Source organism: Lonepinella sp. BR2357 (assembly GCF_051851525.1).
Taxonomy (GTDB): Bacteria; Pseudomonadota; Gammaproteobacteria; order Enterobacterales; family Pasteurellaceae; genus Lonepinella.
In genome coordinates this window covers 1-19,655 of sequence record NZ_JBPDVG010000010.1, presented here as the reverse complement: position 1 = coordinate 19,655, position 19,655 = coordinate 1, and the positions used below count along the sequence as shown (strand labels likewise).

22 protein-coding genes are annotated in these 19,655 nt (G+C 41.4%); 13 read left to right on the top strand and 9 right to left on the bottom strand.

Going from position 1 to position 19,655, the window contains the following annotated elements:
* Window positions 1–15: 15 nt before the first annotated feature.
* Together ACTG7L_RS07855 and ACTG7L_RS07850 are read left to right on the top strand one after the other, a co-directional pair.
* Window positions 16–771 (top strand): class I SAM-dependent methyltransferase, encoded by a 756-nt coding sequence (locus tag ACTG7L_RS07855; protein ID WP_439242819.1) that lies wholly within the window; start codon window positions 16–18, stop codon window positions 769–771.
* A 139-nt stretch (window positions 772–910) separates the two neighbouring features.
* Window positions 911–2,725 carry a monovalent cation:proton antiporter-2 (CPA2) family protein gene (locus ACTG7L_RS07850; protein WP_439328098.1) on the top strand — a complete coding sequence of 605 codons (1,815 nt, stop codon included), beginning with the start codon at window positions 911–913 and terminating at the stop codon, window positions 2,723–2,725.
* Window positions 2,726–2,754: 29 nt separating this feature from the next.
* Here ACTG7L_RS07850 and recF read toward each other — a convergent pair whose 3' ends face one another.
* The 3 genes from recF to dnaA are packed head-to-tail and all read right to left on the bottom strand — an operon-like array spanning window position 2,755 to window position 6,349.
* Window positions 2,755–3,840: a DNA replication/repair protein RecF gene (gene recF / locus ACTG7L_RS07845; protein WP_439328097.1), complete on the bottom strand. Its 1,086-nt coding sequence runs from the start codon at window positions 3,838–3,840 to the stop codon at window positions 2,755–2,757.
* Window positions 3,841–3,867: 27 nt separating this feature from the next.
* Window positions 3,868–4,968: a DNA polymerase III subunit beta gene (gene dnaN, locus ACTG7L_RS07840; protein WP_439328096.1), complete on the bottom strand. Its 1,101-nt coding sequence runs from the start codon at window positions 4,966–4,968 to the stop codon at window positions 3,868–3,870.
* Window positions 4,969–4,984: 16 nt separating this feature from the next.
* Window positions 4,985–6,349 (bottom strand): chromosomal replication initiator protein DnaA, encoded by a 1,365-nt coding sequence (gene dnaA, locus ACTG7L_RS07835; RefSeq protein WP_439328095.1) that lies wholly within the window; start codon window positions 6,347–6,349, stop codon window positions 4,985–4,987.
* Between the two features lie 411 nt (window positions 6,350–6,760).
* On the opposite strand from dnaA, the gene rpmH reads away from it, so the two are divergent.
* Genes rpmH through mnmE form a run of 5 tightly spaced genes read left to right on the top strand, consistent with a single transcriptional unit; the run spans window position 6,761 to window position 10,559 of the window.
* Window positions 6,761–6,895, top strand: coding sequence for a 50S ribosomal protein L34 (gene rpmH / locus ACTG7L_RS07830; protein WP_439242829.1), 135 nt, complete (start codon window positions 6,761–6,763; stop codon window positions 6,893–6,895).
* 15 nt (window positions 6,896–6,910) lie between these two features.
* Window positions 6,911–7,279 (top strand): ribonuclease P protein component, encoded by a 369-nt coding sequence (rnpA, locus tag ACTG7L_RS07825; protein ID WP_439242831.1) that lies wholly within the window; start codon window positions 6,911–6,913, stop codon window positions 7,277–7,279.
* Window positions 7,234–7,500, top strand: coding sequence for a membrane protein insertion efficiency factor YidD (gene yidD, locus ACTG7L_RS07820; protein WP_439256934.1), 267 nt, complete (start codon window positions 7,234–7,236; stop codon window positions 7,498–7,500). Before rnpA ends, yidD begins: the two co-directional genes overlap by 46 nt.
* Entirely contained in the window at window positions 7,500–9,113 is a 1,614-nt protein-coding gene (yidC, locus tag ACTG7L_RS07815; protein ID WP_439328094.1) for a membrane protein insertase YidC, read from the top strand. The genes yidD and yidC overlap by 1 nt, the downstream gene beginning before the upstream one ends.
* Before the next feature lie 60 nt (window positions 9,114–9,173).
* Window positions 9,174–10,559: a tRNA uridine-5-carboxymethylaminomethyl(34) synthesis GTPase MnmE gene (gene mnmE / locus ACTG7L_RS07810; RefSeq protein WP_439328093.1), complete on the top strand. Its 1,386-nt coding sequence runs from the start codon at window positions 9,174–9,176 to the stop codon at window positions 10,557–10,559.
* 62 nt (window positions 10,560–10,621) lie between these two features.
* Here mnmE and ACTG7L_RS07805 read toward each other — a convergent pair whose 3' ends face one another.
* A complete protein-coding gene (locus tag ACTG7L_RS07805; RefSeq protein WP_439328092.1) occupies window positions 10,622–10,948 on the bottom strand; it encodes an addiction module antidote protein in 327 nt (108 codons plus the stop codon).
* Window positions 10,949–10,960: 12 nt separating this feature from the next.
* Window positions 10,961–11,272, bottom strand: coding sequence for a type II toxin-antitoxin system RelE/ParE family toxin (locus ACTG7L_RS07800; RefSeq protein WP_439328091.1), 312 nt, complete (start codon window positions 11,270–11,272; stop codon window positions 10,961–10,963).
* 231 nt (window positions 11,273–11,503) lie between these two features.
* On the opposite strand from ACTG7L_RS07800, the gene ACTG7L_RS07795 reads away from it, so the two are divergent.
* The 5 genes from ACTG7L_RS07795 (at window position 11,504) to ACTG7L_RS07775 (ending at window position 14,927) form a co-directional block, all read left to right on the top strand.
* On the top strand, window positions 11,504–12,433 hold the full coding sequence (locus tag ACTG7L_RS07795; protein WP_439328090.1) for an Rpn family recombination-promoting nuclease/putative transposase: 930 nt from the start codon (window positions 11,504–11,506) through the stop codon (window positions 12,431–12,433).
* A 101-nt stretch (window positions 12,434–12,534) separates the two neighbouring features.
* Window positions 12,535–12,768, top strand: a complete 234-nt coding sequence (locus tag ACTG7L_RS07790; RefSeq protein ID WP_439242841.1) for a hypothetical protein — start codon at window positions 12,535–12,537, stop codon at window positions 12,766–12,768.
* Between the two features lie 55 nt (window positions 12,769–12,823).
* On the top strand, window positions 12,824–13,045 hold the full coding sequence (locus tag ACTG7L_RS07785) for a hypothetical protein (protein WP_439328089.1): 222 nt from the start codon (window positions 12,824–12,826) through the stop codon (window positions 13,043–13,045).
* Window positions 13,046–13,100: 55 nt separating this feature from the next.
* Window positions 13,101–13,310, top strand: a complete 210-nt coding sequence (locus ACTG7L_RS07780; RefSeq protein ID WP_439328088.1) for a hypothetical protein — start codon at window positions 13,101–13,103, stop codon at window positions 13,308–13,310.
* Window positions 13,311–13,814: 504 nt separating this feature from the next.
* The gene (locus ACTG7L_RS07775; protein ID WP_439328087.1) at window positions 13,815–14,927 is read left to right on the top strand and encodes a porin; all 1,113 of its coding nucleotides are present in this window, start codon (window positions 13,815–13,817) and stop codon (window positions 14,925–14,927) included.
* A 217-nt stretch (window positions 14,928–15,144) separates the two neighbouring features.
* On the opposite strand, the gene ACTG7L_RS07770 is transcribed toward ACTG7L_RS07775, so the two are convergent.
* The 4 genes from ACTG7L_RS07770 to metN form a co-directional block, all read right to left on the bottom strand.
* Complete coding sequence (locus tag ACTG7L_RS07770; protein ID WP_439328086.1) at window positions 15,145–16,014, bottom strand: Rpn family recombination-promoting nuclease/putative transposase; 870 nt, start codon at window positions 16,012–16,014, stop codon at window positions 15,145–15,147.
* A 203-nt stretch (window positions 16,015–16,217) separates the two neighbouring features.
* Window positions 16,218–17,051, bottom strand: a complete 834-nt coding sequence (locus ACTG7L_RS07765) for a MetQ/NlpA family lipoprotein (RefSeq protein WP_439328085.1) — start codon at window positions 17,049–17,051, stop codon at window positions 16,218–16,220.
* 28 nt (window positions 17,052–17,079) lie between these two features.
* The gene (locus ACTG7L_RS07760; RefSeq protein WP_439328084.1) at window positions 17,080–17,766 is read right to left on the bottom strand and encodes a methionine ABC transporter permease; all 687 of its coding nucleotides are present in this window, start codon (window positions 17,764–17,766) and stop codon (window positions 17,080–17,082) included.
* Window positions 17,756–18,793 (bottom strand): methionine ABC transporter ATP-binding protein MetN, encoded by a 1,038-nt coding sequence (metN, locus tag ACTG7L_RS07755; RefSeq protein WP_439242857.1) that lies wholly within the window; start codon window positions 18,791–18,793, stop codon window positions 17,756–17,758. The genes ACTG7L_RS07760 and metN overlap by 11 nt, the downstream gene beginning before the upstream one ends.
* 165 nt (window positions 18,794–18,958) lie before the next feature.
* Between metN and gmhB the strand changes: the two genes are divergently transcribed.
* Window positions 18,959–19,510 (top strand): D-glycero-beta-D-manno-heptose 1,7-bisphosphate 7-phosphatase, encoded by a 552-nt coding sequence (gene gmhB, locus ACTG7L_RS07750; RefSeq protein ID WP_439328083.1) that lies wholly within the window; start codon window positions 18,959–18,961, stop codon window positions 19,508–19,510.
* The last annotated feature ends 145 nt before the right edge of the window (window positions 19,511–19,655 follow it).

The window sequence follows — 19,655 nt, the reverse complement described above, 5'->3', positions numbered from 1 at the left end:
ATTGAGGATCTTCACATGAAAAAAGACGAAGTTGGACATAATTTCTTAGCCCGTTTAGGTAAAACCCGCCTGCGCCCCGGCGGCAAAAAAGCCACCGATTGGTTGATTGCCAATGGCGATTTTGATGCGAATAAAAAAGTGCTTGAAGTGGCTTGTAATATGGGGACCACCGCTATTGGATTGGCTAAACAATTTGGTTGTCAGATTGAGGGCGTGGATTTGGACGAAGTGGCTTTGGAAAAAGCTCAAAAGAATATTGAGGCCAATGGCTTACAGGATAAAATCCACGTGCAACGTGCCAATGCCATGAAGTTACCTTTTGAAGATAATACCTTTGATATCGTGATTAATGAGGCCATGCTCACCATGTTGCCAGTGCAAGCGAAAATGAAAGCGGTAGAAGAATATTTTCGTGTGCTTAAGCCAAATGGATTTTTATTAACCCATGATGTCATGCTGACGACTACCGAGGCCGAACCTGTTATTAAGCAGTTGCGAGAGGCGATTAATATTACTGTCACACCGCTGACCCGTGAGGATTGGACGCAATTATTTAAAGACAGCGGTTTTCGTAATGTAGACAGTTTCCATGGTGACATGAGTTTGTTATCCCCGAAAGGCATGATTCATGATGAGGGCTTATTGGGGGCATTACGCATTGTGTCGAATGCCATGAAATCAGAAAATCGGGAAACCTTTAAGAAAATGTTCAAAGTGTTTAACGATCCAGAAAAGAAATTGAATTTTATTGCGGTATGTAGCCAAAAATAAACCGATTTTCGGCAAAAACGCCAAAAAGATCGAAAAGTGCGGTGAATTTCACCGCACTTTTTTGTATGATAGTCCGTAGTGATGTTAAGCGAGCGCTATTATGCTCGGCTTTTTTATATGATTGATGATGGGGGAAATGATGGCGGCAGCAGAAAGTGCCAATCAATTAGTTCAGGTCGTGGTGTTATTGAGCGCTGCTGTGTTGGCGGTACCTTTATTTAAACGGCTAGGATTAGGCTCTGTACTCGGTTATTTGGCCGCAGGGCTGGCGATAGGCCCCTTTGGTTTACAGTTATTTAGCGATCCTAATTCAATTATCCACGTAGCAGAACTGGGCGTGGTGATGTTCCTGTTTATTATCGGCTTAGAAATGAAACCCTCCCATCTCTGGGGCTTGCGCCGCCAAATCTTTTGCTTAGGGACGTTACAAGTCAGCCTGTGTGGGGCGTTGCTGATGTTGGTGGGAATTTACTTATTAGATTTCGCTTGGCAAACGGCCTTTGTGATTGGCGCAGGGTTTGTGCTAAATTCCACCGCAATCATTATGCAGGTCCTCGCCGAGCGTGGTCAAATGAGCAGCCAAAGTGGCCAGAAAATGATTTCCATTTTGTTGTTTGAAGATCTCTTAATTGTGCCAATCTTGGCGATTGTGGCATTTTTATCCCCTATTGATAAACACGTCAGCAAGCCACTGTGGGAAAATCTGGCGATTGGCACGGGTTCTCTTACCATGTTAGTGGTCGCTGGCGTGTGGCTGTTGAACCCCTTATTCCGCATTCTCGCTCGCACCAAATTACGTGAAATGATGACAGCTGCTGCCTTGCTTGTGGTATTAGGCGCTGCCCTATTAATGGAGGCCAGTGGACTGTCTGCCGCCATGGGGGCTTTTATTGCGGGCGTGTTATTATCTAACTCCAGTTTTCGCCATCAACTTGAAGCCGATATTGAACCCTTTCGTGGCCTATTATTAGGGCTGTTCTTCTTGGGCGTCGGCATGTCGTTAGATTTAGACTTGGTGTTGCATAATTTTGGCTTTATTTTATTGAGTGTGCTTGCCTTGATGTCGGTGAACGGTATCGGTATTTATCTCGCTGCACGTTTCACCCGAAGTAGCAATGCGGTGGCGTTGGAACGTGCTTTTATTATGGCTTTAGGCGGTGAATTTGCTTTTGTGGTATTTGCTGCAGCGGCCAACCAACATGTTATCACCCCAGAGCAACAGGCCAATGGCGTGGCCATTGTAGTGTTGTCTATGGTGTTAAGTCCGCTATTGATTTTGTTGCATAAGAAATATATCGAACCTCGTTTTATCGGTTCGCAAGAAGAACGGGAGCATGATCAGATTGATGAAAAACACCCGATTATTTTGGTCGGATTCGGTCGAGTAGGACAAGTGGTCAACAGCATGTTAACCATGTCAGGCTATGCGGTCACTGTGATTGATCGTGATGAAGAAATTATTTCTGGCATGCGAAAATTGGGCATTAAAGCCTATTATGGCAATGCCGAACGCCCCGAGATTTTGCACCATGCTGGCATTGAGAATGCGGAAATGTTGATTGTAACCTCGGGCAATCGAGAAAAAGCCTCACATGTGGTGGAACTGGCACGCAAAATGAACCCGACGATTCGCATTTTGGCTCGAGCGAATGACCTGTTCCATGTGTACGAACTCTATCAACAAGGCGCTGATCGCCAAATCCGTGAAGTCTTTGATTCCGCCGTGCGTATCGGCCGTTATGCGCTAGAAGAATTGGGTGTGGAGGAAGAAAAAGCCCGAGAAATCAGCGATTGCTATTACCACCGTGATCGCCACCGTACTCGCTTAATGGCTGAAGTTTATGATCCGAGCTTTAAACATAAATTCCAAAATAAAGAAATGGTCAAAATTACCTTGGAGCACGATCAAGAAACCATGGTGGAAATTCAGCAGATTTTGCAACGGGAAGAATAGCGAAAAAAGAGGAAAAAAATCACCGCAGTTTAGGCGTTTAACAGGCTGATATTTCCCGCACTCACCCCAAAACTGCGGTATTTTTCTACTTGCATTTGAGCCAGTTGATCGGTGGTGATGGCAGTGATAAACACTTGTGATTGGCTTTGTTGTAGGCGTTGGGCTAATAATGATCGCTTAATTTCATCCAACTCCGAGGCAAAATCATCAATCAGGAAAATACAATGGCGGTTTTTCTGTTGCATTAAATGCTCGCCTTGTGCCAATCGCAAGGCACACATCAATAATTTTAGTTGGCCACGAGAAAGCACATCTTCCACCGGTAAACCGTTCGCTTTGAAACGAAAATCCGCTTTTTGCGGGCCAGAAACCGTGTAACCGATTTGCTTATCTCGGGTAAAATTCTCGCTTAATGTCTCAGCATAATCCTTGTCTTTTTCCCAACCTTGATGAAAACTCAGTTGAATGTCCAATTCTGGCAGAAATAATTGGCAAGTTTGCGCAATGGCGGGGGTTAAGGCTTGGGCGTATTCGGCTCGCCATTGGGTCACTTGATGGGCAAGTTTTGATAGTTCAATGTCCCAAATCTTTAAGGCTTGATAATTGTAGGTTTGTTGCAACGCCGCATTGCGTTGTTTGAGTAACCGATTTAAGGCCGACCAAGCCGCATGGAAACTTGCTTGGTGGTGGAACAAGCCCCAATCTAAAAACGCTCGGCGATAGCTTGGCCCACCATTTAACAGGGTTAATCCCTCGGGCGTGATAATTTGCATGGGCAATAAATGGGCCAGATCGGCAATTTTATTGCCATCTTCACCGTTAATTTTGACAATGGTATTGCCCTCTTTGCGCTGTTTTTGTAACCCTACCGACCATTGATGTTGCTGTTCTTGAATGCGCCCGTGTAAGGTGAAATGCGGTTGATCATAGCGAATAATGCGTGTGGTGACATTGCTTTTGAACGAACGACCATGCCCTAAATAAAACAGGCTTTCTAATAAGTTGGTTTTACCGCTGCCATTATTGCCGATCAGAAAGTTAAAGCCGTGGTCAAATTCCAGATCCACGGCGCTAAAATTACGAAAGTTTTCAATAATCAGACGAGAGATAGCCATAAAGTGCGGTCTATTTTTCTGGCATTTTTACAGCCGCATTGGCATTATCACGTATTCGGCTTGGCTGTTTTCGCAATCTTCGATTAAACAGCTTGATGAGGCATCAATTAACCGCATGCGCACCCGTTTACATTTCAACGCATTCAATACGTCTAAAATATAGCTCGCATTGAATCCCACTTCCATCTCCTCGCTTTGATAGGACACGTCTAAGATTTCTTCCACTTCTTCGTGTTCTGGATTGGAGGCCAAAATGCGTAATTGATTTTCGCTTAGTTGTAAGCGCACAGTGCGAACCCGTTCTGTCGACAAAATGGCGGCACGCACAAAAGACTGTTTTAAGGTTTCCCAATCGCCCTCTAAAATGCGATCCGCATTGCGTGGCAACACACGGCGGTAATCAGGGAAACGGCCATCAATTAATTTGGTGGTGAAGATCACGTTGCCTAATTGTACCCGTAAATTATTGGTGCCAATTTGCAAATGCGCAGGTTCTTCGCTATTTGGTTCAAGTAATTTGGCCAGTTCTTGCACGCCTTTGCGTGGCACAATCACGGCATGATTTTGCAGTTCTTGCTCCAATGGAATGGTGCAAACCGCTAAACGATGGCCGTCAGTAGACACAGTGCGCAACAAATTGCCCTCGGTTTCCAATTTCATGCCGTTTAAGGCATAACGGGCGTCATTGTTCGCCATGGAAAATTGGGTGGCATCAATTAAACGACGCACAATGCTTTGGGTCACGGTAAATTCCACTTCCGATTGCCAGTTGGTTAAATTCGGGTATTCCTCTGCGGGGAAGGTGGTTAAATTAAATTTACTGCGACCAGAACGGACTAACGCACGATCTTCTTCAAAATCCACGGTAATGGTTGCGCCCTCTGGCAAACTGCGACAAATGTCCAAGAATTTTCGGGCGGGAATGGTGAAATCGCCCTCCGCCTGATGTTGTAGAACCGCTTGCGTGGACAGTTCCACTTCGAGATCTGTCCCCGTAATGGTGAGGCGGTTGCCGTTAATTTGCAGTAACACATTGTTTAACACTGGAATATTCGGGCGATTGCTTAACACACCACAAACTTGTTGCAATGGTTTTAATAACTCTTCTCGTGAAATAATCAGTTGCATAGTGATTCTCCCTTTTTTAGGCCGATAACGTGCGGTTTAAATTGACCCAATCTTCTTCAATATTGCTGTCGGTTTCCCGTAATTCAACGGTTTTACGACAGGCATGTAATACAGTTGTGTGATCCCGATCACCAAAGGCTTTGCCGATTTCTGGCAAACTTCGGTTGGTTAATTCTTTGGCTAACGCCATGGCTAATTGGCGTGGTCGAGCGACGGAACGTGCACGATTCTTGGATTTTAAATCCGACACTTTAATGCGGTAATATTCCGCCACCACTTTTTGAATATTTTCAATGGTGACCAATTTTTCTTGTAACGCCAAAATATCTTTCAAGGTTTCTTCAGCAAAATCACGTGTAATCGGTTTGCCAGTAAATTCGGCATAGGCTTGCACTCGGTTTAAGGCGCCCTCTAAATCACGCACATTGGTGCGTAATCTTTCCGCAATAAAAAACGCCACTTCTTCCGGTAAATTAAGTTTTTTTTCCTCGGCTTTTTTCAGCAAAATCGCAATACGGGTTTCCAATTCAGGCGGTTGAATTTGTAAAGTCAGCCCAACACCAAAGCGAGAGGTTAAGCGTTCGGTAAAGTTCTCAATGCCTTTCGGTAAACGATCAGAGGTTAAAATAATTTGTCGACCGCCCTCAAATAAAGAGTTAAAGGTGTGGAAAAATTCTTCTTGCGTGCCGCTTTTGCCTGCGAAAAATTGAATATCATCAATCAGCAACACATCAAGGGAGCGGTAAAATTTCTTAAATTGTTCTAAACGTTCGGTTTTTAAGGCTTTTACCATTTCTTGCACATAGCGTTCGGAATGGATATACACAATGCGAGTATTAGGGTTATCTGCCAAAATAGCATTGCCGATAGCGTGCAATAAGTGGGTTTTTCCCAAGCCTGTACTGCCGTATAAAAATAACGGATTGGTTAAGGAATCCCCCGGCTGTTTGGACACTTTTAAACCCGCTGAACGGGCTAATTGATTGGATTTACCGCCAACAAAATTTTCAAATACATAATGCGGATTTAAATTAGAACGAAAACCGCCTTGTTCAGAAACACCGGCATTTTCCACCGCACTTTGTGCAGAACCATGGGCATTCGCCGTCTGCGATTTAGGTGTCGGGCGTGAACCCTCTTGTAATTTCACCACTAACTGCGGATTCTGGCTTAATTGTTGCATAAGCGGGATAATTTTTTCCATATAATGGCTTTCCACCCAATTTTTAATAAACACATTGGAGGCGTATAAAGTGATGGAATTATCCTGATTGACATCCGCTTGCAACGGACGCAACCACATATTAAAGTCATTGGAGGAAATTTGATCCTGTAATTGCAAAAGGCATTGTGGCCATAAAGTGGATAAGTCGGTTTTCATTTTTGTTTTAATATCAGTTAATTATATTCTAATGCTAAGATGCTAGCGGAAAAGTGCGGTTCAAATTAGCTTAATTCTACAATAAAAACGCACAAAGATCTTCATAAAAGGATCAAAAAAATTGCTTGAGATTTTTATGAAAATCCGTATAATTTGCCTACTCTTTTTTAGGGGCTTTTTATAGCGAGAAATCAAGTAGTTGCAGAAATAAAGCAGATAATGGATGCAACTTTAACCAAGCGTGACTTGATTTCCATTTGACGAACGCTGATTTTATGAGTAAAATCTCGTTCCTTATTTTAGATAACTTTGAACAACCTTGTTTTCAAGTAATTTGTGTTTTGTTCGCTTTTGCTACGCATTTGTGAATAAAGCGATCAATAACCATTTTTGATTTAGGTAAATTTTAATATGAAACGTACATTTCAACCTTCTGTATTAAAACGTAGTCGTACGCACGGTTTCCGTTCACGTATGGCAACGAAAAACGGCCGTCAAGTTTTAGCCCGTCGTCGTGCTAAAGGTCGTAAAAGTTTATCAGCTTAATTCTGACGCTATTGCGTGATTAAGCTAAACTTTTCTAGGGAGTTACGTTTGTTAACTCCCGAACATTTCAAATACGTCTTTCAAGAGCCGCTACGTGCCTCTGCACCTGAAATCACCATTCTTGCTCGCAAAAATAGCTTACAACATCCCCGTTTAGGTCTGGCTGTGCCAAAAAAACATTTGAAACGTGCCCATGATCGTAATCGGATTAAACGTTTAAGCCGTGAAAGTTTTCGTTTGTTGCAACATAGCTTACCAGATTATGATTTTGTGATTGTGGCCAAAGCAGGCATTGGCAAATTGGATAACCCAACCTTAACCCACACTTTGGATAAATTATGGCAGCGTCACATTCGTTTGGCGAAAAAATTCTCATCAAACTGATTCGTGTTTATCAAATCGTGATCAGTCCGCTGTTGGGGCCACGTTGTCGTTTTGTGCCAACTTGTTCTTGCTATGGCATTGAGGCAATAAAAACGCACGGCGCTGCAAAAGGGGGTTGGCTTACGCTCAAACGTATATTAAAATGTCATCCTTTACATGCTGGTGGATTCGATCCTGTTCCACCAAAAAATGATAACAATAACCATAAAGAGAACAACTGATGAATTCTAGTCGTAGCTTATTAGCCCTTGCTCTATTGTTTATTTCGTTCCTTGTTTATCAACAATGGGAAATCGACAAAGCACCTAAACCCGTGGCCCAACAAACCACCGTTTCTACCGTATCGCATGATACGCCTAGCAGTGCCACTGCCTCATCTTCTACAGTGGATGTCGCCGCTCAAGGTCGTGTGATCACCTTAACCAATGACGTATTCAGCTTAAAAGTGGATACGCTGGGCGGTGATGTGGTGGCCAGTAGCCTATTGGATTATGCTGCTGAATTAAATAGCCAAGATCGTTTAGTATTGTTAGAAAATAATGCCAATAAAACCTATGTTGCACAAAGTGGCTTAGTGGGTAAAAATGGTATTGACAGTGCAGCGGGCCGTGCAGCTTACCAAGTGGAGGGTGATAACTTCGCCTTGGCTGACGGGCAAAATGAATTGCGTGTACCATTAACCTTTGAGCAAAATGGCGTGATTTATCGTAAAGTATTCGTATTAAAACGTGGCGAATATGATGTGGAAGTGAATTATGACATTCAAAATAACAGCGACAGTGCGATTGAAGTACAACCTTACGGCCAGTTAAAACACACTTTAGTGGAAAATTCAGGCAATATGGCCATGCCAACCTATACTGGCGGCGCTTATTCTTCTTCTGAAACCAACTATAAAAAATACAGTTTTGAAGAAATGGGTAAAAACAACCTTGCGATTAACACCAAAGCGGGTTGGGTTGCTGTGTTACAACATTACTTCGTCTCCGCTTGGGTCCCAAATCAAGATGCGGATAATCAACTTTACACCAGCACCAATAATGGCATGGGCTTTATCGGTTATCGTGGTCCAGTAGTCACCATCCCTGCGGGCGCAAGCAATACCATTACGAGCAAACTTTGGACCGGTCCAAAATTACAAAATAAAATGGGCGACGTAGCAAACCACCTTGACTTAACCGTAGACTACGGTTGGGCATGGTTTATTGCCAAACCATTGTTTAAATTACTCACCTTTATTCAAAGTATTGTGGTGAACTGGGGCGTGGCCATTATGTGCGTAACCCTTATTGTAAAAGGCTTGTTATATCCGCTTACCAAAGCACAATACACCTCCATGGCAAAAATGCGTATGTTGCAACCGAAAATGCAAGAAATGCGTGAGCGTTTTGGCGACGATCGTCAACGTATGAGCCAAGAAATGATGAAATTGTATAAAGAAGAAAAAGTCAACCCAATGGGCGGTTGCTTACCGATTCTTGTACAAATGCCAATTTTCATTGCCTTATACTGGACCTTTATGGAGGCGGTAGAACTCCGCCATGCACCATTCTTCGGTTGGATTCAAGACTTATCGGCACAAGATCCGTATTACATTTTGCCATTGTTAATGGGTGCTTCTATGTTCCTATTACAAAAAATGTCGCCAACCCCAGTGGCCGATCCAATGCAGCAAAAAGTGATGACCTTTATGCCAGTGATTTTCACCGTATTCTTCCTCTGGTTCCCATCAGGCTTGGTGTTATATTGGTTAGTATCAAACTTGATCACTATTGCGCAACAACAGTTGATTTATCGTGGATTAGAGAAAAAAGGGTTACATTCTCGTAAGTAATCCGTATTGAAATGACGATAAAAGGTATCGAGAGATACCTTTTATTTTAGGGAAAAGAGCATGACCACTGAAAATAATCTAAAAAACACCGCACTTAAAGACACCATTGTCGCTCAGGCTACCCCTATTGGGCGTGGTGGCGTAGGGATTTTGCGTATATCCGGTCCCTTGGCCATGAATGTGGCGCAAGCCGTGTTGGGCAAAACGCTCAAAGCTCGCTACGCCAATTATCTGCCTTTTAAAGACGAGGACGGCACGGTATTAGATCAGGGCATTGCCTTATTTTTCCAATCCCCGAATTCCTTTACTGGTGAAGATGTCTTGGAATTGCAAGGCCATGGTGGGCAAGTCGTGTTGGATCTCTTGCTGAAACGGATTTTACAAGTGTCTGGTGTACGTTTAGCTCGCCCTGGGGAATTTTCTGAACAAGCCTTTTTAAACGATAAACTCGATCTCGCCCAAGCCGAGGCCATTGCGGATCTCATTGATGCCACCTCGGAACAAGCTGCACGTTCCGCTTTAAAATCCCTGCAAGGGGAATTCTCCAACAAGGTGAATCAATTAGTGGATGACGTGATTTATTTACGCACTTACGTAGAGGCCGCCATTGATTTTCCTGATGAAGAAATTGATTTTCTGGCCGATGGAAAAATTGAGAACAAACTCAATGCAATCATTGCACAACTCGCCGACGTGCGAGCAGAGGCCAAGCAAGGATCGATTTTACGTGAGGGCATGAAAGTGGTGATCGCAGGGCGTCCTAATGCGGGTAAATCCAGTTTGCTCAATGCCTTAGCAGGCCGTGAGGCTGCGATTGTGACTGATATTGCAGGCACCACAAGAGATGTGTTACGAGAGCATATTCATATTGACGGCATGCCATTACATATTATTGATACCGCAGGGTTACGTGACGCCACGGATGAAGTGGAACGTATCGGGATTCACCGAGCTTGGACCGAAATGGAACAGGCTGACCGTATTCTTTTGATGTTAGATAGCACCGAACAGACAGATCTCGACAAAGTGCGGTCGGCATTTTTGCAGAAATTGCCGTCCAATATTCCCGTGACCTTAATTCGCAATAAAACCGATTTAAGCGGTGAAATCACTGGTTTAAGCGAAGAAAACGGCTATACGGTTATTCGCCTTTCTGCCCGCAATCAACAAGGCATTGATTTACTGCGTGAACATTTAAAACAAGCCATGGGTTATCAAACCAGTACCGAGGGCGGATTCTTAGCCCGTCGCCGTCATTTAGAGGCCTTAGAAAAAGCCGCCGAACATTTACAACAAGGTCATACTCAACTGACACAATTCTACGCCGGTGAATTACTGGCCGAAGAACTCCGCCTTGTGCAAACCCATTTAAGCGAAATCACGGGCCAATTTACTTCAGATGATTTATTGGGGAATATTTTTAGTTCGTTTTGTATTGGGAAGTAACATTTCCCCATACTGGCGTATGGGGTTAGATATGTTATATCAAGCAATGTCTTGATGTGGTATTACGCTGCTTTTACGGTTGGGACCAGTTCAATATTTAAAGCGGCAAGAATTTTTCTCACCGTTTCAAAGCGAGGTTTGCTAGAAGATAAGGTTTGATATAAACTCTCTCTGCCAATCCCCGCTTTTTTGGCTAATTCATTCATTCCCTTTGCTCTTGCGATCGTATTTAGTGCTTGTATAAATTCTTCATCATTGCCTGTTTTTAAGGTTTCAGAAAGATATAAGGCAATGAGTTCATCGCTATCTAAGTATTCTGCCGCATCAAAATCAGTAATACCGTATTTTTCAATCATTTCGGGAGAAATATCAATATGTTCAACTGTCATTTAAGTTATCCTCTATATTATTAATTTACCGGTTTTAATTTCTGTCCAGATTGTTTTTGCTTTTTCAATATCCGATTGCTGTGTTGATTTATCCCCACCATTAAGCAATATGTAAACAATATTTCCAGCTTTGGCATAGTAAATTCGATAGCCTTTCCCTGTATCAATACGCATTTCATACACACCATCATTAATCGATTTATGATCGCCAAAGTTCCCAGATATTGCTCTTTCAATCCGTTTGGTGACTAAAATTTTTGCAATGGGATCTTTCATGGATTTAAACCATTTCTTAAAATCATCGGTTTGTTTTATTACATTCATTTATACTCCTTTATTATAGTATATTGTAATGTTTTCAATACATAAAATCAACTGCTTTTACTTTGTAAAGCGTACTTCTTGATAAAGATATTCAATAGAGCAAAATAGTCAGTTTTGAGCATTATTAAGCCTATTTTTGTGATCTTCATTCCAAAACTGATCATCATTTCTTGTTATTTTCCGCATATTCAACCTACACTGGATACCTGATTAACAAAATAAGGTATCCACATGCAACAACATTCACGCTATATCGATCTCACCACTGACTACGGCTTTAAACGTATTTTTGGTCGAGAAACTAACAAAGATTTATTAATGTCATTTCTCAATGAGCTATTTCAAGGCCGCAAAGTGATCAAGGATTTGGTGTATAACAAAAATGAACACTCAGGCGACATCCCCGAACAAGGTGCCGTTATTTTTGACCTGACTTGTACCGCCGATGACGATAGCCAATTTATTATCGAAGTACAACGACGCCATCAAGAACTGTTTAAACAACGTACTATTTATTATGGCGCCAAACTTATCAGCGACCAAGCCCCAAAAGGTCATCGCAGTGACTGGGGCTATGATATTACCGAAGTCTACGTTATCGCCATAATGGACGGTTTCCACTTTTCCAATAAACCCGATTATCTGCATGATATTTGCCTATGCCACCGAAAGACAGGCGAAATTTTTTATGATAAACTGGGTTTTATTTATCTAGAATTGCTAAATTTCAACAAACCTGAAGAAGAATTAACCACGGACTTAGAACGTTGGTTATTTGTACTAAAAAATATGGCAAAATTAGACAAACTCTCGCCTTATTTACGTAAACCAATCTTCGAAAAGTTATTTAGCATTGCTGAATATACCAGACTCAATAAAGAGGAAAAAGATATGTACGATGTGAGTTTAAAACGCAAATGGGATGAATATTCCTTGCTTACCTCTGCAGAAACGAGGGGGATACGGCAAGGATTACAACAGGGATTAGAACAGGGATTAGAACAGGGAATACAACAAGGAATACAACAAGGAATAGAGCAAGGGCGTTTGAATACACTTAAAGAAAACGCTAGAAATATGCTTAATCGTGGGTTTAATGTTCAATTAATTTCGGAAGTTTTGGGTTTATCTGTAGATGAAATTAAGAGTTTGATGAATTGATGTGGTTTCAAATAGGGCTAAAAATACTGTGTTTTTAGCCTTATTTACGCAAACCAATCTATTTTGCTGAATATACCAGACTCAATAAAGAGGAAAAAAACATGTACGATGTGAGTTTAAAACGCAAATGGGATGAATATTCCTTGCTTACCTCTGCAGAAACAAGAGGAATACGGCAAGGATTACAACGAGGATTAGAACAAGGATTACAGCAAGGGCGTTTGGATACGCTTAAGGAAAGCGCCAGAAATATGCTTAACCTTGGGGTTGATGTGGCGACCATTTCTCAGTATTTGAACTTACCCATAGAAGATGTTCGAAAGTTACAGCATTAATTTTGTTTCAAAGTGGCCTGTATTGACAGACCACTATGTTAAAGGAGGAAGATAAATGTATGACGTCAGTTTAAAACGCAAATGGGATGAATATTCCTTGCTTACCTCTGCTGAAACAAGAGGAATACGGCAAGGATTAGAACAAGGATTACAGCAAGGGCGTTTGGATACGCTTAAGGAAAACGCCCAAAATATGCTCAACCTTGGGGTTGATGTGGCGACCATTTCTCAGTATCTGAACTTACCTATAGAAGATGTTCGAAAATTACAGCATTAATTTTGTTTCGAAGTGGCCTGTATTGACAGGCCACTTTGTTAAAGGAGGAAAAGAAATGTACGATGTGAGTTTAAAACGAAAATGGGATGAATATGCCATACTTACAACTGCCAAAAAAGAGGGGATAGCACAAGGATTACAGCAAGGGCGTTTGAATACACTTAAAGAAAACGCTAGAAATATGCTTAATCGTGGGTTTGATGTTCAATTAATTTCGGAAATTTTGGGCTTGCCTGTGGATGAAATTAAAAAGCTGATAAATTGATGTTTCTCGCCGTACTCTCTAGCCACGGCGTGGCGTGACGATGCTTAACCCCATACGCCGCCAGTATGGGGGATTTTTAAGTCTATTTCCCGCCTCACTTCTTATAAAATCCCAAAAAGTTCCCACAAAAAATGTGATCCAGATCACAATTTTGAAATAAAGTTTCTTTATATTAAATTATTTTTGAATATTTTCTCCATGAATGTCTTTGATATTATAAATAACCTTTAAAATCATATTGTTATAAAAATGGGGCATTCCCATAAAAATAAAATTTCTTTCAAAAATGTGATCTGGATCTCATTTTTAACATGGTGAAGAATTTTATAACCTATTGATTTATATGTAATTTGTATTTTCTGGTGAAATTCCCTATTATTGACATAAAAAAATAATTCATTTAAATTTCACATCAAGAAGTAAAACTTCAAAAGCAAAGCAATTTGCTAAACTCTAGTCGAAAATGATCGATTTGTTACTTAACCAAAATAAGGAAACATTATTATGAAAAAAACACTTATCGCTCTAGCCGTCGCAGCCTTAGTTTCTAGCGCTGCAAATGCAACTGTGGTTTATCAAAAAGATGGCACAAAAATTGATATTGATGGACGTGCGCATTTTGAGTTACAAAATTTAAAAGATCAACGTACTGACTTGCGCGATGTGGGTTCTCGTTTGCGTGTACGTGCTTATCAAGAATTAGCGGATGACATTTCTGCTTACGGTGGTGTAGAGTTACGTTTCTCTAACAACAATGGTAATGCGGATGCTATCGGTGCCAACTTCCGTACTCATCGTTTATATGGTGGTTTTATTCATAAAAAAATTGGTACATTAACCTTTGGTAGTCAATTACATTTAGGTGACCATATTCCTAAAGCCAACTACACCTATGAATGGGGTGGTAACGTGTTCTTTGATGGGCACAAAAAAGCCGCTACATTTATGTCTGTGCCATTTGGCGGTGTGCGTGTAGCTGCTGACTATTATTTTGGTAATTCAAATAAAAAGGATGGTACATCTAGCGGTAAAGGAAGCGTAAAAGATGCAAATGGAAACGCTGTGGGTACAGCTTGGAATGAAGGTCAAGGTTATGGCTTAGGTTTATTCTATGATGGAAAATTTGGTGATGATGTAGCTATTCGTTTCGGTTCTGGTTTCACTGAAGTAACTCAATCTAATACAGGCCTTAAAGTTGATGAATATAAATTACAACGTGCGGGTGTTGGTTTTGATGTAACCTACAAAGCTGTTCATTTAGGTTTTGACTGGGCTTACGGTAAAGCAACTAAAGGTAGAGAATCAGCTCACATCGGTTTCCAATCTATTGCTAACGCTGGTGGTCCATTCCACAAAAATAACCGTTTCTTAGTCGGCTTAAAATATGATGTAACAGCACAAAACGCTGTCTATGGTCAATATTATTTCGGTACAGCGAAAAAAGCTGATTCAGCAGCTGCCAATGTGAAAATGAATGGTTGGATGATTGGTGCAGATCATAAATTCAATAAATTCGTTGCAGTATATGTTGAAGGCGGTTCTGGTAAAGTTAAACAAGGTGGCAAAGAACTTCTTAAAAACCACAAAGTCTTAACTGGTGTGAGAGTATTATTCTAATCACCCAAAACAGCTAATGTTTGTTTCATTTTCAGCCCCGCATTGCGGGGCTTTTTTGTGAATATGAAACGAGCCTAAACAAAAAGTGCGGTGAAAAAATAAAAGATTTTTCACCGCACTATTTATGTCACTATCTGTGAGGGTAATGCTCCCACACTGGCGTATGGGGTTAAGTATGGCCATGCCATGCTGTGGCTAGAGAGTGTAGCGGGAAATATCAATTCATCAACTTTTTAACTTCGTCAACAGGCAAGCCCAAAACTTCCGAAATTAATTGAACATCAAACCCACGATTAAGCATATTTCTAGCGTTTTCTTTAAGTGTATTCAAACGCCCTTGCTGTAATCCTTGTGCTATCCCCTCTTTTTTGGCAGTTGTAAGTATAGCATATTCATCCCATTTGCGTTTTAAACTCACATCGTACATATCTTTTTCCTCTTTATTGAGTCTGGTATATTCAGCAATGCTAAATAACTTTTCGAAGATTGGTTTGCGTAAATAGGGCGAGAGTTTGTCTAATTTTGCCATATTTTTTAATACAAATAACCAACGTTCTAAGTCAGTGGTTAACTGCTCTTCAGGTTTGTTGAAATTTAGCAATTCTAGATAAATAAAGCCCAGTTTATCATAAAAAATTTCGCCTGTCTTTCGATGGCATAGGCAAATATCGTGCAGATAATCGGGTTTATTGGAAAAGTGGAAACCGTCCATTATGGCGATAACGTAGACTTCGGTAATATCATAGCCCCAGTCACTGCGATGACCTTTTGGCGCTTGATCACTGATAAGTTTGGCGCCGTAATAAATAGTACGTTGTTTAAACAGTTCTTGATGGCGGCGTTGCACTTCGATAATAAATTGACTGTCATCATCGGCGGTGCAAGTCAGATCAAAAATAACGGCGCCTTGTTCGGGGATGTCGCCTGGGTGTTCATTTTTATTGTAGACCAAATCTTTGATCACTTTGCGACCTTGAAATAGCTCATTGAGGAATGACATTAATAAATCTTTGTTAGTTTCTCGACCAAAAATGCGTTTAAACCCATAGTCGGTGGTGAGATCGATATAGCGTGGATGTTGTTGCATGTGGATACCTTGTTTTGTTAATCAGGTATCCAGTGTAGGTTGAATATGCGGAAAATAACAAGAAATGATGATCAATTTTGGAATGAAGATCACAAAAATAGGTTTGATGGTGCTCAAAACAGCCTATTACTAAGTAAAATCTTACTAACAAAAAATGCGGTGAATTTTCACCGCACTTTAGCATAAACAGGATATTTCTTAATTTACCAACCTTTCACCACACCATCTTTAAAGTGTTTTACCGCTTCTTGGTAAACTTCTTCGGTTTGGTAAGATTTTACGAAGTTTTGTACCGCTGCGCTGTCTTTGTTATCGGTACGTGCAACGATGATATTCACGTATGGGCTGTCTTTATCTTCCACGAAAACGCCGTTGTCAGTGGTAGTTAACCCAACTTGGCTCGCATAAGTGTTATTGACCACGGCTAAATCTACATCATCTAAAGCACGAGCAGCGACGGCTGTGTCAACAGGCACAACTTGTAGATTTTTTGGATTTTCTACAATGTCTAACACGGTTGAGGCCAAGTTAGTGTTGTCTTTTAATTTTAATAAGCCTTGTTTTTCTAATAAGATTAAGGCACGGCCACCATTGGTTGGATCGTTTGGAATGGCGACTTTGGCACCGTCTTTTAACTCAGACACGTTTTTAATGGTTTTTGAATAACCCGCTAATGGGTAAACAAAGGTGTTGCCGACGATCACAAGATTAGTGATGTTGTTGGCTTTGGTGTCTGTGTCTAAATAAGGTTTGTGTTGCATTGCGTTGATGTCTAAGTCGCCTTTACTGACCGCTGGATTTGGTAACGCATAGTCGTTAAATTCAACGAATTTCACATCTAGGTTGTATTTTTCTTTCGCAATTTTCGCTGCAATTTCGGCGACTTGATGCTCAGGGCCTGACATCACACCGACGGTGATGGTTTGTGGCGCAGGTTGTGCTGCGGCAGCGGCCTCTGGTTTTTTGTCATCTTTACACGCCGTTAACGCAAAAACAGAGCTAAGTGCGGTGATGGTGAGGAGTTTTTTAAAATTCATAGAATGTTCCTTATTAAGTAAAGTTAAATTAACGATGATCGAAACGATCAGCGAGTTTGTTGCCGTATCTTTCGCAGATCATCACGATTAATACGATGATAATGGTGGCGATCCAAAGCACATAAGGCATATTGCGGTGTAAACCGTAAGAAATGGCGGTATTACCTAAACCGCCACCGCCCACGGCACCTGCCATGGCAGAGTAGCCGATTAGGGTGACGAGAGTGAGCGTGGTGGCTTTTATCAGCATTGGCAAGGCCTCAGGCAGATAAAACTTGGTGACTAATTGCCATACACTGGTTCCCATGGCTTTGGCCGTTTCGGTTAATCCGCTTGGAATATCGCCTAAAGCGTTAGCCGTTAAACGTGCAAAAAATGGCATAGCCGATACACCTAAGGGAATGATGGATGCTGTGGTGCCAAGCGTCGTGCCGACTAAGAAACGGGTAACTGGCATTAAGTCGAATAACAAAATGATAAAGGGAATTGAACGCCCGATATTAATCACGGCCTCCAACACACGATTGACTTTAGCATTCGCCAAGGCTTGTTGTGGTTGGGTTAAAAATGTCCACACGCCCAAAGGTAAGCCAAATACAATGGCAAATAGGGTAGCGGCGAAACTCATATAAATGGTTTCGTAGGTGCTTAAGCCAATAAGTTGCCATACTTGGGGGCTGATGTTGTTAAAGCCGTTGATAAAATTATCCCACATAACCAAGCACCTCCACTCGTACATTGCTTTCCATTAAATAAATTTTTGCTTGGGTTATAGCGTCTTCATCGCCCTCGACTTCAGCGATGGTAAAACCGAATTTGGTGCCGCCTGCATAATCAATTTGTGACATTAAGATATTAAAGGACACATTAAAACGTCGTGAAGTTTGGGAGATTAACGGTGCGTCCACAGAGCGACCAGTAAATTCAAAGCGAATAATTGGCGAAGAATGCGCAGATTTCGGTGTGTCAGATAGCAAGGCCAAATATTCTTCGGGTAAATAGTTTTGGAATGTAGCTTGAATAAAGTCTTGTGCCAACTCGGTTTTCGGATTGGAGAAAATTTCGCTCACCGTGCCTTGTTCAATTAAACTACCACGGTCGATAACAGCCACTTGGTCGCAAATGCGTTTGACTACGTCCATTTCGTGGGTAATCAATAAGATAGTGATACCTAAAGTGCGGTTAATATCTTTTAATAATTTTAAGATCGATTGCGTGGTGGCCGGATCTAATGCACTGGTGGCTTCATCGCAAAGTAATACATGGGGATCACTTGCCAAGGCACGTGCAATAGCGACCCTTTGTTTTTGCCCGCCAGATAAATTTGCCGGATAAACATCTTTTTTATCGGTTAAGCCAACTAATTCTAAAAGTGCGGTGACTTTTTGTTGAATTTTTTGTGGGGTCGCTTTTTCAAGTTCTAACGGGAGGGCGATGTTGCCAAAGACCGTACGTGAACTCAAGAGGTTGAAATGTTGGAAAATCATGCCGATATTACGGCGTTCTGCGATGAGTTGTGCGTCATCTAGCGCCATAAGATCTTTGCCGTCAACAATAACAGCGCCTGATGTTGGGCGTTCTAATAAATTAACGCAACGAATAAGCGTGCTTTTGCCTGCACCAGAGGCACCAATCACACCACAAATACTGCCCGCAGGGACATGTAATGACACATTGTCTAGTGCCTTGAGTTTTTTTCCTGCACTATCAAAAATTTTGGTGATATTTTCTAGCTTAATCATATAAGCCCTTTGATAAATGATTAAAAATGTCGTCCGGTTATTTTAGATGTCTATATGGCTATGTCAATCATTATTCGTGGGCTTTTTAGAATATATCGTTATCAATTATAATATTTGTGTGATAATAAGCGGATAAATCGGACAGATATATAAAAGGAAAAGAAAATGAATAAAGCAATTTTTTTGGATCGGGACGGTACGTTAAATATCGATCATGGCTATGTTCATCAAATTGATGATTTTCAATTTATTGAGGGCAGTATTGAGGCGTTACAAGCGTTGAAAGCGATGGGCTATTTGTTGGTTGTAGTCACGAATCAATCGGGCATTGCGCGTGGTTATTTTAGCGAAGATCAGTTTTTGCAATTAACCGAATGGATGGATTGGTCGCTCGCTGATCGGGGCGTGGATTTGGACGGCATTTATTATTGCCCACATCACCCTGAGGGGAATGGGGAGTTTCGCCAAGATTGCGATTGTCGTAAACCGAAATCGGGAATGTTGCAACAAGCAATTAAGGAATTAAAGATTGATCCTCGCCGATCTTTTATGGTGGGCGATAAAATCGAAGATTTGCAAGCCGGTTTAGGGGCGAATGTGGCGTATAACGTGTTAGTGAGAACGGGGAAAGCGATTACGGAGGGGGAAACCTTGGCGGATTATGTGATTGATAGTGTCGCAGATTTGCCCCAATTAATTAAACAGTTGAAAAACTAAGCAGTCAGAGAGAATTCGCAAAATTTTTGCAAAAAACACTTGCAAAGGATTTTCAGATCACTATAATACGCTCCACACAACGACGCACTGTTGTGAAAACTTAAACTTTCTAACGTGCGTCGTTTTATTTTCGCTTAAAGATAGC